This is a genomic window from Paenibacillus sp. UNC496MF, assembly GCF_900113915.1.
In the GTDB taxonomy this organism is placed as follows: domain Bacteria; phylum Bacillota; class Bacilli; order Paenibacillales; family Paenibacillaceae; genus Paenibacillus_Z; species Paenibacillus_Z artemisiicola.
Map to the genome: position 1 here is coordinate 33,350 of NZ_FORE01000023.1, position 14,916 is coordinate 48,265.

A 14,916-nucleotide genomic window follows, 5' to 3' on the forward strand; every position below is an offset into this window, starting at 1 on the left:
GGCGAAATAACGAATGGAAACGGTGTCCTTTGGGCGAAATGACGAGCGGGAACGGGGAAAAGCCGAACGTTCGCTTTTCACGAGTTGACGCGGCATTGACGTGTCCGCAGGAAAGAGCAAACGAAAAAAGCCCGTTCGCCGCTTACGAAGCGGAAACGGGCCGGAACGATGGCGTGCAAAGCATGAGCGTCGCGGCCGGCGTGGTTGGCCGGCGGCGCGCTAGCCTTCGTCGCGCAGCAGACGCAGGCGGATCAACCGGGCGGCGATCGCCTCGCCGCCCGGCAGCGCGCGCAGCTCGCGCGCGGTCACGCCGCCGAAGCGCAGCGCGGCGGCGGCGAAGAGCGCGCCGCCGAAGGCGGTGCAGCCGAGCGCGAGCGCGGCCGCCGCCGCCCTCGGCGGCAGCACGAGGCCGAGCAGCGGGGCGCCGCCGCGCTCGGCCAGGACAAGCGCCGCGGCCATGACCGCGAGCGCGAGGACCACGCCCGCGGCCCGGCGCGCGGGCACGGCCGCGCCGGTGGCGCGGCGGACGGCGGCCGAGCCCAGCAGGGCCGCCGCGGTGAGCGCCGCGATGCCGGAGCAGGCGGCGCCGGCCGTGCCGTAGGCCGGCACCAGGGCGGCGTTGAACGCCGCCTTGAGCGCGGCCGCGGTCAGCATGAGCAGCGCGGGCGTCCGCGCCGCGCCCAGCCCTTGCAGCACGGCGGCGGCCAGCGCGCTCACGGTGCCGGCGAGCGCCGTGCACCCGACCAGCGCGAATGTCCGCGAGCCGTCCGCGTCCGCATAGAGCATGACGTTCATGGGCTCGGCCAGCAGCGCGAGCCCTACGGCCGCGGCGGCGCCGACGCTCCAGGCGGCGCGCAGCACGAGCGCCGCCTGCCGCCGGATCCCGTCCGCGTCGCCGCTCGTGCGGGCGCCCGCCAGCGCGGGCACGAACGCCCCGCCCATCGCGCCGGCGACCATCACGACCAGCTGCACGAGCGGCTGCCCGCGGCTGTACAGCCCGAACAGCGACATCGCCTCGGGCTGGGCGAGGCCGTCGCCCTGCAGCAGCCGCGGCACGGTGAACGCGTCCACGACGTTCAGCACCGGCAGCGCGAGGGCGCCCAGCGTCACGGGCACCGCCAGCAGCGCGAGCCGCTTCATCAGCGCGGGCAGGCTCGCCCCGGCGGCACCCGAATCGCCGCCCGCCGCGGCGGCCGCCGAACGGCGCCGCTCCCGCGCGTCCGCCCATGACGTCGCCTCGCCCGGAAGCCCTGGTTCGGCGGACGGCCGCGCGCCCAGAATCCGAACATTCGTCCCCGGGCTTACGGCCTCGCTCCCGCCATCGCGGCTCCGTCCCTGGCCGCGCGCCTGCTTCGGCGCCCGCTCATTCCCGCGGTCCGCCGGGCGCTCCTTCATCGCGTCGTCCCCGATACTCGCCGCGGCCGCGGCCCGCTTCTTCTCCCACGCCCAGTATCCGACGATCGCCGCGAGCCCGGCCGTGCCGCCGATCGCGGAGCCCGCGGTCGCGCCTGCCGCTAGCCGGGCGTCGGGCCAGCCGAGCTGCCAGCCGGCGATCAGCAGCGCCAGCATGCCGGCGACGCGCACCGCCTGCTCGGCCAGCTGCGAAGCCGCCGACGGCAGCATATGGCCGCGGCCCTGGTAATAGCCGCGGAACGCCGCCATGACCGGGGCCACCCAGAACGCGAGCGACGAGGCGCGGACCGCCTGCGCGGCGGCGTCGTCGCCGAGCCAGTCCGCGATCTGGCGCGCGCCCGTCCACAGCAGCAGGAAGCCGGCGACGCCGCACGCCGCCAGCAGCCGGACGCTCGCCGACAGCACGCGCGCCGAGCCGTTCCGGTCTCCGGCGGCTTCGCGCTCGGCGACCAGCAGCGAAATCGCCACGGGAAAGCCCGCCGTCACCATGACGAGCAGCAATTGGTACAAAGGATAGACCGCGTTATAAATGCCGAAAACGCGGTCGCCCGCGATGTTTTGCATCGGAATCTTCTGCAGCGTGCCGAGCGCCTTGCTCACCAGCATCGCGCCGCCCATCAGGGCGGCGCCCCTCATGTATCGCGGCCCCGTTCCGCCGCTTCCGCCGCGCCGCGCCGCGGCCTCGCCCCGCGACGATGCCCGTCCATCCCCGTGCCGCCCGTCTTGCCCGCCCGGAACGCGAACGTCCGGTTCCGCGCTCCCGGCGCCTTCCGCCAAGTTCCCCGCTTGCTTTTGCTTCACGCTTCCGCACCTGCCTGTCTCTTCTCCTGCCCCCATTATACCCTAACGGCCGGCAGAGATGAGACGCGGACGCAAAAAAGCCCTCCCGAAGGCTGGCCTTCAAGAGAGCTTGTCGTCGTCACTGTTCCATTTGTTTGGCGAGGAAGCCGGCCGCGGTTTCCGCCATTTTCGTTTCCATCTGCGACATCTTCGTCCCTTCTTCCTTGCTCAGCAGCACGACCGTTCCGATCGGATCGCCGCCCGCGACGATCGGCGCCGCGACGAACGAGCTGAACGTTTCGCCGACGTCCTTCACGACCTCGAACGAGCCGCCGTTCGATTCCACGACCGTCTTCCGGCTGTCCATGCAGCCCTCCAGCATCGAGCCGATCGGTTTCTCCAGGTACTCCTTCTTCGGCGCGCCGGCCACGGCGATGATGTTGTCGCGGTCCGTGATCAGCGTGATATGATTCGTGCTTTCGGAGAGGGATTCCGCGTATTCCTTGGCAAAATCGCCGAGCTCGCCGATCGGGGAGTACTTCTTCAAAATAACCTCGCCGTCGCGGTCGACGAAGATTTCCAGCGGGTCGCCTTCGCGGATACGCAGCGTACGGCGGATTTCCTTAGGGATGACGACCCGGCCGAGGTCGTCGATGCGACGGACAATTCCAGTTGCTTTCATGTTCTAGTTGCCCCACTTTCCTTGGAAGGTTTTGAATTCGACTGGACGATGGTGATGCCGGCAGAGCTTTATTATTCAAGAGGAGAGAATCCTTGAAAGAGGTGTTTAGCGAACTGACCATAGTATTCATCCCCTCCCATTTTCTTATGCATTGGGCAAAACGCGCCGCGGCCGTCCGCGCGCGGTCCCGGGAGCCCTCGGCGCGTGGCGCGCGACGAACAAAAAAAACCGCCGCTCACAGCCGAGCGGCGGGATGACGGAAGAACATCAGCGTCACGATGAAACCGAGTACGGTCAACATTCGCCCTCTCGGGCCGGCAGCCTTGCCAATACGTTCCATGGTCGATCGCTCCCCGTTTGGTCGTTTCGAAAAATCGGATTCGTCAATGCTTCAGCAGCGCGCCCAGCTCCCGCTTGAGCGCCAGAAATCCCGGCAGCTCCCGAACCTCCGGCGTCCGCCGGACGGGCAGCGCCACGTCGAACGTCTTCAGGATCCGCCCCGGATGGGCGCCCATGACGACGATCCGCCGGGACAGGAAGACCGCTTCCTCGATGTCGTGCGTGATGAAGAGCACGGTCGTTTTCTCCTTCTCCCACACCTCGAGCAGCAGCTCCTGCATCTCCAGCTTCGTCTGCGCGTCGAGCGCGCCGAACGGTTCGTCCATGAGCAGCACCTTCGGACGGTTGGCGAGCGCCCGGGCGATGGCCACCCGCTGCTTCATGCCGCCGGAGAGCTGCTTCGGATAGGCGTTCGCGAACGACTCCAGCCTGATCACCTTCAAATAATGGCTGCTGATCGCCCGGCGTTCCAGCGTGGAGACGCCCTTCAGCTTCGGCCCGTATTCGATGTTCTCGCGCACGGTCAGCCACGGAAACAGCGTATAGCCCTGAAACACCATGCCCCGCTCCGCGCCCGGGCCGACGACCTCCTCCCCGTCCAGCAGCACGCTGCCGTCCGTCGGCTCGTCGAGTCCGGCGACGATGCGCAGCAGCGTCGACTTGCCGCAGCCCGAAGGCCCGACGATCGTCACGAACGCGTTCGCGCCGACCGTCAGATCGATGGGGGCCAGCGCTTCGAATCGGCTCTTTTTCGTTTCGTACACCTTCGTCAGGCCCGTAACGGCGATTTCGCCCGCTTGTTTCGCGCCTGCGTCCCTGCCCCGGTCCGTGCCGGCCGCCGTCCTTGCCGGACCGGCCGCGGACGCTTTCTCCTCGACCGCTTCGCGCTTCGCTGCAGCTTCCACCCGCGTTCCCTCCCCGTAAGTCTCCCTGTCGGGAGCTGCTATCCGTTTCTTCTGGTTCGGCCGCCGCGCTTAGGCCCAAGGAAACAATCTGCGGTTCAGGAACGCGAAGATCCGGTCGCTGATCAGTCCGAGCAAGCCGATGACGATGATGCCGACGAAAATTTGATCCGTGTTCAGGAAGCGCTGCGCCTTCATGATGGCGTACCCGAGACCGCTGTTGACCGCCACGAGTTCCGCCACGACGAGGTACGTCCACGCCCAGCCGAGGATCAGGCGCAGCGTGTTCATCAGCTGCGGCTGAATGGCCGGAATGAGCACCGTTTCGATCGCCTTCCACCGCCCGGCGCCGAGCGTGAACGACGCCTGCAGCAGGTCGTGCGACACGCGGCGCGTGTTGTCGGCGACCATCAGCACGAGCTGGAAGAAGCAGCCGAGGAAGATCAGCAGGATCTTCGCCCATTCCCCGATGCCCGCCCATACCATGATGAGCGGAATGAACGCGACGGCCGGCATGTAGCGGATGAATTCCATCGGCGGCTCCACGAACGCTTCCCCGAGCTTGAACGTGCCGGCGAGGATGCCGAGCGGAATGCCGACGGCGCAGGCGAGCGCGAACCCCGCGGAGACGCGGAAGACGCTGATGCCGATGTGGTGCCAGTAGTCGCTCGTGCCGAGCAGCGATGCCATCTCCCGCAGCACGAGGTCCGGCGCGGGCAGGAAGACGGGATTGACCGCCTTCCCGTAGCTGAGCGCGGACCAGAGCGCGAGCAGCAGCAGGAACGACAGGCCGGCGGCGAAGGCGAACGGCCTTCCGCCGATGTCCTTGAAGATTTGGAACAGGGGCGCCTTCCGGCGTCTCTTCGCGGTCATTCTCCTCACTCCTTGGCGGCTTTCTCGACGAATCTCGCGTCGAACAAAGCGTCGAAATCCTTAATGTCGCCGACCATGTCGAGCTTCTTCAAGAAGTCGGCCGTCGTCTTGGCGGTGAAGCTAAGCGAGGTATAGTCGCTGTCCCGCTTGCCGAACGCCTTCACGTTGTCGTCGGCTCCGAACAGCTTGATGCCCGAGAGGCCCTGCTTGAAGTCCGCCGGCGTCGTCTCCGCCTTCTCCGCCATCAGCTTGATGGCTTCGTCCTGATGGGACTTGAAGTAGTTGAGCGCCTCGAACCAGGCGTCGACGATCCTCTGGATGTCGTCCGGCCGGTCTTTCACGACGTTGTCGCGGAAGACGAGCAGGTCCGGAATGAGCCCCGGCGTGTCTTTGGAGGAGAACAGCACCTTGCCCTTGCCTTCCTTGACCGCGGTCGTCTTGAACGGCTCCCACAGCACGGAGGCGTCGGTCTTGCCGGAGATGAACGCCGGGCCGGCGTCGTTGACCGTCATGTTCACATAGTTGACGTCCTTCTCGCCCATCCCGTTCTGGGCGAGCGCCGTCAGCAGCAGCAGGTGGTCCACCGTGCCGAGCTCCGTCGCGACCGTCTTGCCCTTCAGCTCTTGGATCGACCCGATGTTGGTCTTGCTCACGATGGCGTCGCCGCCGAAGGAATTGTCGTTGACGAGGACGGCCTTCAGCCCGATGCCCTTCGAGGCCGGCGCGAGCGTGTCGCTGAGCGTCTGGCTGTTCGCGTCCACCTTGCCCGTCGCGAGCGCCTGCAAGGAGTCGCTGTAGACGGGAAACCATTTCAATTCGACGTTCACGCCGTGCTTCTCGAAGAAGCCCTTCTCGTCGACCAAGTACCAGAAAAACCAGCCCGGCCACGGGCTGAGCGCGATCGTGATCGGTTCGCCCGATGCCCCCGAGGACGTTTCCTTGGCCCCTCCGCAGCCGGCCAGCGCCGTCAGCAGGACGGCCAGCGCCAGCATCCCGGCCATTCGCTGCCTTGCTTTCCCCATCTTCATATGTCCCCACTCCCCTTCTCTCGCTCGGGCTCCCGGCGGACCGGATGCCTCCCGCGTATAAAAAGAAAAAGCCCAAGGAGAGATCTCCCAGGCTTTTGTCCTTCCGTGTTATATGGGTCCGCCGGGCCGCGCCTTGCGGGACGGAGCGCCATACGCCGCCTCTTGGACCAGACTGACCGCGAACGGTCACGGAACCCTAGACAGCCTATCGTTCCCAAGGGATGTCGCATGCCGGGAACCGATTTGAAGTTGTGAGGTAACCTTACATTTATCTGTATTGTAAAAGCCGGACTCTGCATGTGTCAATACTTATGTGAGGTTTTATTACATAAATCCGGTTCGCCGTTCCGCGGATCACACCGTCAAGTAGTGCCGGATCACCTCGTCGTTCACGTCCTCGAGGCCGCCCTCCCAGGCGACCGCGCCTTTCTCGAGGATGTAGAAGTAGTCGCCGACGCTCTTCACGAACTCGAGGCTTTGCTCCGCAAGCAAAATCGCGGTCTTCCCGTCCGCCTTGATGGACCGGATGACGTCGCGGATATCTTCGACGATGGACGGCTGGATGCCTTCGCACGGCTCGTCGAGCAGCAGCAGGTCCGGCTCCGCCGCCAGCGCCCGGGCGAACGCGAGCTGCTGCTGCTGCCCGCCGCTCAAGTCGCCGCCCCGGCGTTCGTACATCGCCGGCAGCGCCGGGAATTTCGCGATCGCCGATTCCGGAATCGCCCGCCTCTTCGCCGCCGACGCCTCCATGCCGAGGAACACGTTCTCGAACACGGTCAGCTGCGGAAATACCTCGCGGCCCTGCGGCACGTAGCCGATCCCCTGCTTCGCGCGCTGTCCCGGCGGGCGCTTGGTGAGGTCCGTCCCTTTATAGGAGACCGAGCCTTTGCGCGCCTTCAGGACGCCCATGATGCTCTTCATCAGCGTCGTCTTGCCGACGCCGTTGCGCCCGAGCAGGCAGACCACCTGCCCCGGTCTCACCTGCAGCGTGACCCCGCGCAGGATCACGCTTTCCCCATACCCCGCTTCAAGCTGTTGAACGGCCAGCATCGGCATCCCGCCTTTTCCCCAGATACACTTCCGCGACCCGCTCGTCACGCTGCACCTCGTCCATCGCGCCTTCCGTCAGCAGCCTGCCCTCGTGCATCACGGTCACCTTGCTCGCGAACTTGCGCACGAACTCCATGTCGTGCTCCACCACGATGACGGAGCGCGTTTTGCGGATCTCTCGCAGCAGCTCGCCGGTCTTCGCCGTCTCGTCGTCGGTCATGCCCGCCACGGGCTCGTCGAGCAGCAGAATCTCCGGCTCCTGGAGCAGCATCATGCCGATCTCGAGCCACTGCTTCTCGCCGTGCGACAGTCCGCCGGCGCGCAGCCGCGCCTTGTCCGCGAGGCCGATCATCTCCAGCTGCGCCGCGATGCGATCGCGTTCTTCCGGGCGCAGCTTCGCGCGCATGGCGGCGAAGACGCCGCGGTTCCGCTTCATCGCGAGCTCCGCATTCTCGCAGACCGTGAGCGACGCGAAGATCGACGGCGTCTGGAATTTGCGCCCGATGCCGAGCTCCGCGATCCGATGCTCCCTCATGCGGGTGATGTCGATCGCGGCCGAGGCGCCGAAGAGCACCTTCCCGGAAGCCGGCTTCGTCTTGCCGCAGATGACGTCGAGCAGCGTCGTTTTCCCGGCGCCGTTCGGCCCGATCAAGAACCGCAGCTCCCCGCGCGCGAGCGCCAGATTCATCCCCCGCACCGCCTTGAAGCCGTCGAATTCGACGGTTACGTCCTCACACCGCAGGATAACGGACTCCGTCGGCTCCTTCATCGGCCGCCCTCCTCCTTCCGAAGCCTTTGGCCAGCAGGCCGAACGCCCCCGCCGCGCCCTTCGGCAGGAACACGACGACCGCGACGAACAGCGCGCCCATGAGCATCATCCACATGTCCGGATACGATTCGCTGAATGCGCTCTTGGCGTAATTGAGCAGCACCGCGCCGAGCACGGCCCCGATCAGCGTGCCGCGGCCCCCGATGGCGACCCACAGCACCATCTCGATCGACGGCACGATGCCCATCATCGACGGCGAGACGATGCCGACGTGCAGCACGAACAGCATGCCCGCGAGCCCGGCCAGCCCGGCCGAGAAGGCGAACGCGGCCGTTTGGTAGACCGCCGGATCGTAGCCGAGAAACCGAACGCGGTTCTCGGCGTCCCGAATCGCCCGCAGCACTTTGCCGAAACGGCTCTTGACGAGGAACCGGCACAGCAGGAACGCCCCGATCAAGACCGCCACGGTCGCGACGTACAGCGCCCGCTTCGTCTCCGGCGCCCCGAGCGAATGGCCGAGCAGCTTGCCGTAGCCGGTGAGGCCGTTGGTGCCGCCCGTGTACGCTTGTTGGCCGACGAACAGCGTCGTCGCGATGATGACGAGCGCCTGGGTCAGGATCGTGAAGTAGACCCCGCGGATCCGGTTGCGGAACGTGAAGTAGCCGAGGAACAACGCGAGCAGCGCCGGCAGCAGGATGCCCGCCGCGAGCGCGAAGCCGAGCGATTCGAACGGTTTCCAGAACCACGGCAGCTTCGTCAGCCCGCTCCAGTCCATGAAATCCGGCAGCCGCCCGCCGCTCGCCTCGAGCTTCAGGTACATCGCCATCGCGTAGCCGCCGAGCCCGAAGAACACGCCGTGGCCCAGGCTGAGGATGCCGGTATAGCCCCAGATCAGGTCGAGCCCCAGCGCCACGATGGCGTAGGCCAGAAACTTCGCGAGCAGGTTGAGGCGAAAATCGCTCAATGCGAGCGGCGCGCAGAACAGCGCCGCCGCGGCCGCCGCGTATGCGGCCAGCAGCCAAAGCCGCCGCGCCGGCAGGTTGCGAATAGGCATGACGTTCTCCACCTTTCACGGGCGCCTTCGCCCGGGACGTATCAATTGTCGAGCGAGCGGGAGCGCAGCGCGACGAAGCCGCTCGGCCGCCATTGCAGAAACGCGACGATGCCCAGAAACACGATCACCTTCCCGAGCGAAGCCGTCGTCCAGTATTCGAACAGCGTATTGGATAAGCCGATGCCGAGCGCCCCGAGCACGGTGCCGGCCAGCTTGCCGACGCCGCCGAGCACGACGACCATGAACGCGTCGACAATGTAATACGTGCCGATCGACGGCCCGATCGGCCCGATCAGCGTGAGCGCGCAGCCCGCGACGCCCGCGATGCCGGAGCCGATCGCGAACGTGGCCGCGTCGACCCGGCGCGTCGATATGCCGAGGCAGGCGGCCATCTCGCGGTTCTGCATGACGGCCCGCATGCGGCGGCCGGCCGGGCTCCGGTAGATGTACAGGTACATCGCGAGCAGGCAGACGATGACGAGCCCGAGGATGAAGAGCCGTTTGTACGGAAGCACGACGTCGGCCCCGAGATGAAGCCCTCCGTCCAGCCAGGCCGGGCTCTTCACGCCGACGTTCGGCGCGCCGAAGACGCTGCGCGCGAGCTGCTGGAGCATCAGGCCGACGCCCCAGGTGGCGAGCAGGCTGTCGAGCGGCCGCCCGTACAGGAAGCGGATGAGACCTGTCTCGAGCGCGAGGCCGAAGACGAAGGCCGCCAGGAAGCTGGCCGGAATGGCGAGCGCGAAATACCAACCGAACGCCGAGGCCGGCAAATAATCGGCGAACAGGTTCTGCACGACGTACGCCGTGTACGCCCCGATCATGATCAGCTCGCCGTGCGCCATGTTGATGACCTTCATCAGCCCGAAGGTGACGGACAGCCCGAGCGCGATGAGCAGCAGGATCGAGCTGACGCTGATGCCGTTGAACAGTTGAAGAATCGTGACGTCCATGCTTTCCCTCCTCATGGAGAACGGATGGAACGGCGCGCGGCCGGCCGTAGGGCATGCGAGGCGAGCCGGCCGCGCCGCCCCGTCAGCCGCCCGTGCTCAAGCTCTTCGCCCAGTCGTAGCCTTTCAGGTACGGATCCGGCTTGACCGGCGACCCCGAGTTCCACACTTCCTTGAACTGGCCATCCGTCTGCACTTCGCCGATCCGCACCGTTTTGTACAGGTGCTGCGTCTCGCCGTCGATCTTGACCTTGCCCTCCGGCGCGTCCCACTCCAGGTCCTTGGCCGCTTCCTTCACTTTGCCGACGTCCGTGGAGCCGGCCTTCTCGACCGCGGCCGCCCACAGGTACACCGCATCGTAGCCCGCTTCGATCGGATCCGCCGTGACGCGGTCCCCGCCGTACTTCTTCTTGTAATTCTCGACGAACGTTTTGTTCGCCGGCGTATCCGTCGTCTCGTAGTAATTCCACGCGGCGAACGTGCCGGCCAGGACGTCGGCGCCGATGCCGCGGATTTCTTCCTCCGCCACGGAAACCGACAGCGTCGTCAAGTCGGCCGAGGCAATCCCCGCGTCCTTCAGCTGCTTGAAGAACGCCACGTTGCTGTCGCCGTTCAGCGTGTTGAACACGACGTCCGGCTTCGCTTCCTTGATTTTGGCGATGACCGTCGCGTAATCGGTATGGCCGAGCGGCGTGTACGCTTCGCCGGCCAGCTCGCCGCCTTCGACTTTCAGCTGCTCTTTGATGATCTTGTTCGCCGTACGCGGGAAGACGTAGTCGGAGCCGAGCAGGAAGAACTTCTTGCCTTTGTTCTCGAGCAGCCACGACACCGCCGGCACGATCTGCTGGTTCGTCGTGGCTCCCGTGTACATGATGTTGGGCGACTGCTCGAGCCCCTCATACTGGACGGGGTACCAGAGCAGGCCGTTCAGTTCTTCGAAGACCGGCAGCATCGCCTTCCGGCTCGAGGAGGTCCAACCGCCGAAGACGGTCGCCACTTTATCCTCGGAGAGGAGTTTTCGCGCTTTCTCCGCAAACGTCGGCCAGTCGGAGGCGCCGTCCTCGACGACCGGCACGAGCTTCTTGCCCATGACCCCGCCTTTTGCGTTGATCTCGTCGATCGCCATCATTTCCGAGTCTTTGACCGACACTTCGCTGATCGCCATCGTACCGCTAAGAGAATGAAGAATGCCGACCTTGATTTCTCCGCTGCCGCCGTCGTCCGTTTTGGCGCCGTCCGCGTTTGCCGCCGTCGTCGCCGCGTTCTCGTTCTTGCCGCAGCCCGCCAGCGCGAGCGTCAGCGCAAGCAATACGAATGCACCGCTTCTCCAAAGCTTTCCGTTCATTCTCCCACTCCCCATCCGCTTCTCTTCTCTAATCCGAACGTTTGACTGGATATCATTCCCATCGTTCGTGGGATCATTATAAAAGCGCCTTTGCCTTCGTGTCAATAAAGTTTACATAAATGGTATAAATTTCACGTCAATCGATTTCGCCTACCGTGTTTCGCCTATTTTCGAGCCTTCCCCGCGTAGAAACCTTGTGAAAACCTTACATATCGGGAAGAAGGCAAGGAAGATATCTAACATTAATATTACATAAATAGGTCGTTTCGGGTACTTCTACGAACAAAAACACCCGCTCTCAGATGAGGAGAGCGGGTGATTCGTGCCGTTATCGTAGCTTGTAAGAGGGCTTAGCGTCCGTTCGGGTCTTGTTTTCCCGTCCAACTGCCGTCGCCCGCAATCGCATTCACCGTGGTGCCCGGAACGATCGTCAGCGTCGCGCCTGCGCTTACCGTCAACGTCTTCCCGGCGTCAAAGGCGATGGCATGTCCGCCGGCCAGCGTCACGTTATGACCGATCGTGAGGTTATCGGCATTCGCGATATCGTTGGCCAGCCACACCGTGCCGCCGTTACCCGCAAATTCGACGTTGCTCCATTGAGCGGCGTTCGAGACGAGGTAGAAGCGATAATCGATGCCGTTCGTCCAGTTGCTGCGAATGTAGCCGTTCGTGCAATCCACGTAGCTGTTGCCCGTCGCCAGGGCTTGTTCGACGTCCGGTGCCATCGTGAGGGCTTGCGAAACCGTGCCCGGTAGGTCGAAACGGGCCAGATCCAGGCCTTCCGCGATTTGGAGCGCGGTCGACGACCAGTCCGCCGTGTTCGCGCCGTAGCCCGTGAACGCATTGCCGCTGATCGCGTAGTTCGCCGGCGCATCGCCGACCGGCCAGATCGTCACGCCGTTGCCGACGCCGCCGTTAACCGCAAGCGCGTCCGGATTCGGCAGTTCGAACTGATTGTGCGTAATCGTGACTTGCTTCGCGATGACGTCGATTGCCGCTTTCAACGGGCCGCTGCCGCCGCCGCGCGTATACATCGTCAAGCCGTCGACCGTGACGCCGTCGGACTTGATGACGAAGGAGCCGTAGATCTTGGCTTCCGCGTTCGGCAGTTCCTTGATCGTCACCGGTCTCGCAATCTCGTAAGCCGTGTAGGCGTCCGAGCCGCCCAGCGTGCCGCTTACCATAATCGAGGCGATGGTCGGATCGGCCAGCGCCGCGGTCAGTTCCTGCGGCGTCGTCACGGATGCCGCGACCGTGACCGTGCTCGTCGCCTTGATGGACGCATCGGCGGCGGAAGTCGCCGTAATAACGGCCGTGCCGCCCGCTACCGGGGTCACGACGCCGTTCTCGACGGTTGCGACCGCCGGGTTGCTCGAGTTCCAGAGGATCGTCTTGTTCGTCGCGTTCGCCGGCGCGAACGTTGCCGTCAGCGTTCCGGCCGCGCCGCCCGCCGTCAGCTCCATGGCCGACTGATCGAGCGTGATGCCGCTCGCGGCGGTCGACTTCGACACGGTGTACGTCTTGTTGTGCTTATCGGTGATCGTAATGACCGCTTGCGAAGGCGCGGCAAAGTCGTACGCCGTGCTCGTCCACCATTCGTTGCTTCCCGCTTCGGCGCGCTCGACGAAGGCCGCGCTCAGTTGTCCGTCCAGACCGCCGTATTCCTGGTCGTCCGCTTTCAGCTGCAGCAGCTGCGCGCCCGTTGCCGTCCGGCTCGCAAGCTCTTGGCCTTGGTCGTCCCGAAGCGCGACGTTGATGCTCGCGATCTGCGCGTAGTTCAGCCTGTCCAAGTCGATTTGGAAACCGACGTTATACGCGTTCTGGTCCGCCCAGAACCCGAAATCCTGCGCTTGCACGAACGTCTCCGGATCCTGTACCGGAACCGGCTCGGCGACCGGATTGACCGTACCGTTGCTGACGATATACACGTTGTTGCTCTTGTCCGTAATCGTCACGACCGCTTTCGAAGGCGCGGTGAAATCGTAGGCCGTGCTGGTCCACCATTCGTTGCTTGCCGGCGCGGCACGCTCGAAGAACGCGGCGCTCAGCTCGCCGTCCAGGCCCGCCCCGTACAGCGCGTCGTCCGCTTTCAGCTGCTCGATCTGCGCGCCGGTCGCGACGCGGTTCGCCAGCTCGTTGCCCGCCGCGTCCTGCAGGGCGACCTTGATGCTCGCGATATTATCGTAGCTCAGCTTGCTCAGGTTGAGCTTGAAGCCGACGTTATAGGCGTCTTGATCGCTCCAGTAGCCGAAATCCTGCGTCGTGAGATAATCCGTCGGGTTGGCTACGACGTTCGGACCGCTTGGAGCCGGCGGAATATAGCCGCCGCCCGCCGGCGCCGACGGCAGAATGACCTCGTCCTTCTTCAGGCCCTCCAGTTGGCCCGGCGCCTTCGCGAACGAAGAGCCCTGCGCGCCGTCCTTCGCCGTCACGCTCGCGATCGTGCCGTCGCCGAGCATCTTGGTCACGGCTTCCAGCACCAGCTGCACGACGCGCGCTTCTTGGCTGATCTCGATCTCGTTATTGTTTGCGCCCGGCGCGGTGGCCAGATGCTCGATCGAGCCTTCCGACAGCTTCACGCTGATTTGCGTCGAATAGACGTTGACGTCCTCGAATTGACCGACCAGATTCACCGTCGCGTCCGCCGGGAGCTCCTTGGCCAGCTCCACGTCCGTGAAGCCGTTCCCGGTCAATCCGGACTCCTCGAGCTTCGCGGAGGATTGCACGACGACGCTGCCCGTCTGCGTCGTGCCTTCGGCCACGATCCGGACGGAACCGTCCGCCTTGTTGACCACGATCTTGACCAGCACGGAGTCGACGAAATGCACCGAGTTCGCGCCGCCGCCGCGGACATAGGTCGTCCCGGATACCTTCACGTTCTTGATCGTCGCGTCGCCCGCGCCGATGCCTTCGGCCAGGATGAGGTCGCCGTGAACGACCGCGTTTTGCAGCGTGACGCCGGCCGCGCCGATGACGACGTCGCCCTCGATGACTTGCGGCGCCGACGGATCGGTCGAGCCGTATACGCCCGCTTGATTATACGTCACGGCAGCCGCCGACGCCTTCGCGTCGAGCGCCGCTTGGATGAGCACGACCGCTTCCGCCCGCGTCATGCCGCGCTTCGGCGCAAGCAGGCCGCCCGGCAGGCCGTTCAGGATGTGGCGGTCGACCAGCGCCGCCAGGCTGTCCTTGCTCCAAGCGGCCGCGTCGTCCTTGTCCTTGAAGGACGCAAGCGCTTCCGCTTGCGCCGGCGAGAGCTTGAGCACGCGCGCGATCATGACCGCCGCTTCCTGACGGGTGACGGCGTCGTTCGGATGGACGGTATGATCGGGGGAGCCGATCAAGTAGCCGGCTTTCACGGCCTTGGCGATATCGCCGTAAGCCCAGCTCGACGCGTTCAAGTCCTTGAAATCGATGGACGCTTCCTCGGTGAACGCGAACAGCCGGTTGATCATGGCCGCGAACTGCGCCCGCGTCACCGATTCGTTCGGACGGACGGTGCCGTCGTCGAAGCCCTTCAGGTTGCCGCTTGCGATCCATTGCTCCAATTGCTTCTGCGCCCAATGCCCGTCCACATCCTTGAACGATTGATCGGCGAATGCGGAAGCCGGGCTCATGGCGAGCGTCAGCCCGAGCAGGCCAACTGTTGTGCGACGTAATTTCTTAGACATAAGATCCTCCCATAACGTGAATTTACGCATAGGCATTAATGCCCATGGACTGTATAATTTGGT

11 protein-coding genes and 1 riboswitch are annotated in these 14,916 nt (G+C 65.0%); all 11 genes read right to left on the bottom strand.

The genetic code is table 11. The features are described from left to right. Window positions 1–219: 219 nt before the first annotated feature. Entirely contained in the window at window positions 220–2,214 is a 1,995-nt protein-coding gene (locus BMZ79_RS31965; protein ID WP_177222457.1) for a polysaccharide biosynthesis protein, read from the bottom strand. 118 nt (window positions 2,215–2,332) lie between these two features. Next, window positions 2,333–2,875 carry a stage V sporulation protein T gene (spoVT, locus tag BMZ79_RS31970; RefSeq protein ID WP_090648872.1) on the bottom strand — a complete coding sequence of 181 codons (543 nt, stop codon included), beginning with the start codon at window positions 2,873–2,875 and terminating at the stop codon, window positions 2,333–2,335. 383 nt (window positions 2,876–3,258) lie between these two features. Continuing rightward, window positions 3,259–4,119, bottom strand: coding sequence for an ABC transporter ATP-binding protein (locus BMZ79_RS31975; protein WP_256253293.1), 861 nt, complete (start codon window positions 4,117–4,119; stop codon window positions 3,259–3,261). 69 nt (window positions 4,120–4,188) lie between these two features. Next, window positions 4,189–4,989, bottom strand: coding sequence for an ABC transporter permease (locus BMZ79_RS31980; protein WP_090648875.1), 801 nt, complete (start codon window positions 4,987–4,989; stop codon window positions 4,189–4,191). A 5-nt stretch (window positions 4,990–4,994) separates the two neighbouring features. Further along, the gene (locus BMZ79_RS31985) at window positions 4,995–6,017 is read right to left on the bottom strand and encodes an ABC transporter substrate-binding protein (protein WP_256253294.1); all 1,023 of its coding nucleotides are present in this window, start codon (window positions 6,015–6,017) and stop codon (window positions 4,995–4,997) included. 82 nt (window positions 6,018–6,099) lie between these two features. Further along, window positions 6,100–6,228: riboswitch (guanidine-I (ykkC/yxkD leader) on the bottom strand. 143 nt (window positions 6,229–6,371) lie between these two features. Continuing rightward, a complete protein-coding gene (urtE, locus tag BMZ79_RS31990) occupies window positions 6,372–7,067 on the bottom strand; it encodes an urea ABC transporter ATP-binding subunit UrtE (RefSeq protein WP_090648878.1) in 696 nt (231 codons plus the stop codon). Continuing rightward, complete coding sequence (gene urtD, locus BMZ79_RS31995) at window positions 7,045–7,836, bottom strand: urea ABC transporter ATP-binding protein UrtD (RefSeq protein WP_090648880.1); 792 nt, start codon at window positions 7,834–7,836, stop codon at window positions 7,045–7,047. Before urtD ends, urtE begins: the two co-directional genes overlap by 23 nt. Next, window positions 7,799–8,890: an urea ABC transporter permease subunit UrtC gene (urtC, locus tag BMZ79_RS32000; protein WP_090648975.1), complete on the bottom strand. Its 1,092-nt coding sequence runs from the start codon at window positions 8,888–8,890 to the stop codon at window positions 7,799–7,801. Before urtC ends, urtD begins: the two co-directional genes overlap by 38 nt. A gap of 41 nt (window positions 8,891–8,931) precedes the next feature. Then, entirely contained in the window at window positions 8,932–9,840 is a 909-nt protein-coding gene (gene urtB, locus BMZ79_RS32005) for an urea ABC transporter permease subunit UrtB (protein ID WP_090648883.1), read from the bottom strand. A gap of 82 nt (window positions 9,841–9,922) precedes the next feature. Next, entirely contained in the window at window positions 9,923–11,182 is a 1,260-nt protein-coding gene (urtA, locus tag BMZ79_RS32010) for an urea ABC transporter substrate-binding protein (protein ID WP_090648885.1), read from the bottom strand. A 350-nt stretch (window positions 11,183–11,532) separates the two neighbouring features. Then, complete coding sequence (locus tag BMZ79_RS32015; protein WP_177222458.1) at window positions 11,533–14,853, bottom strand: S-layer homology domain-containing protein; 3,321 nt, start codon at window positions 14,851–14,853, stop codon at window positions 11,533–11,535. Window positions 14,854–14,916: the final 63 nt, after the last annotated feature.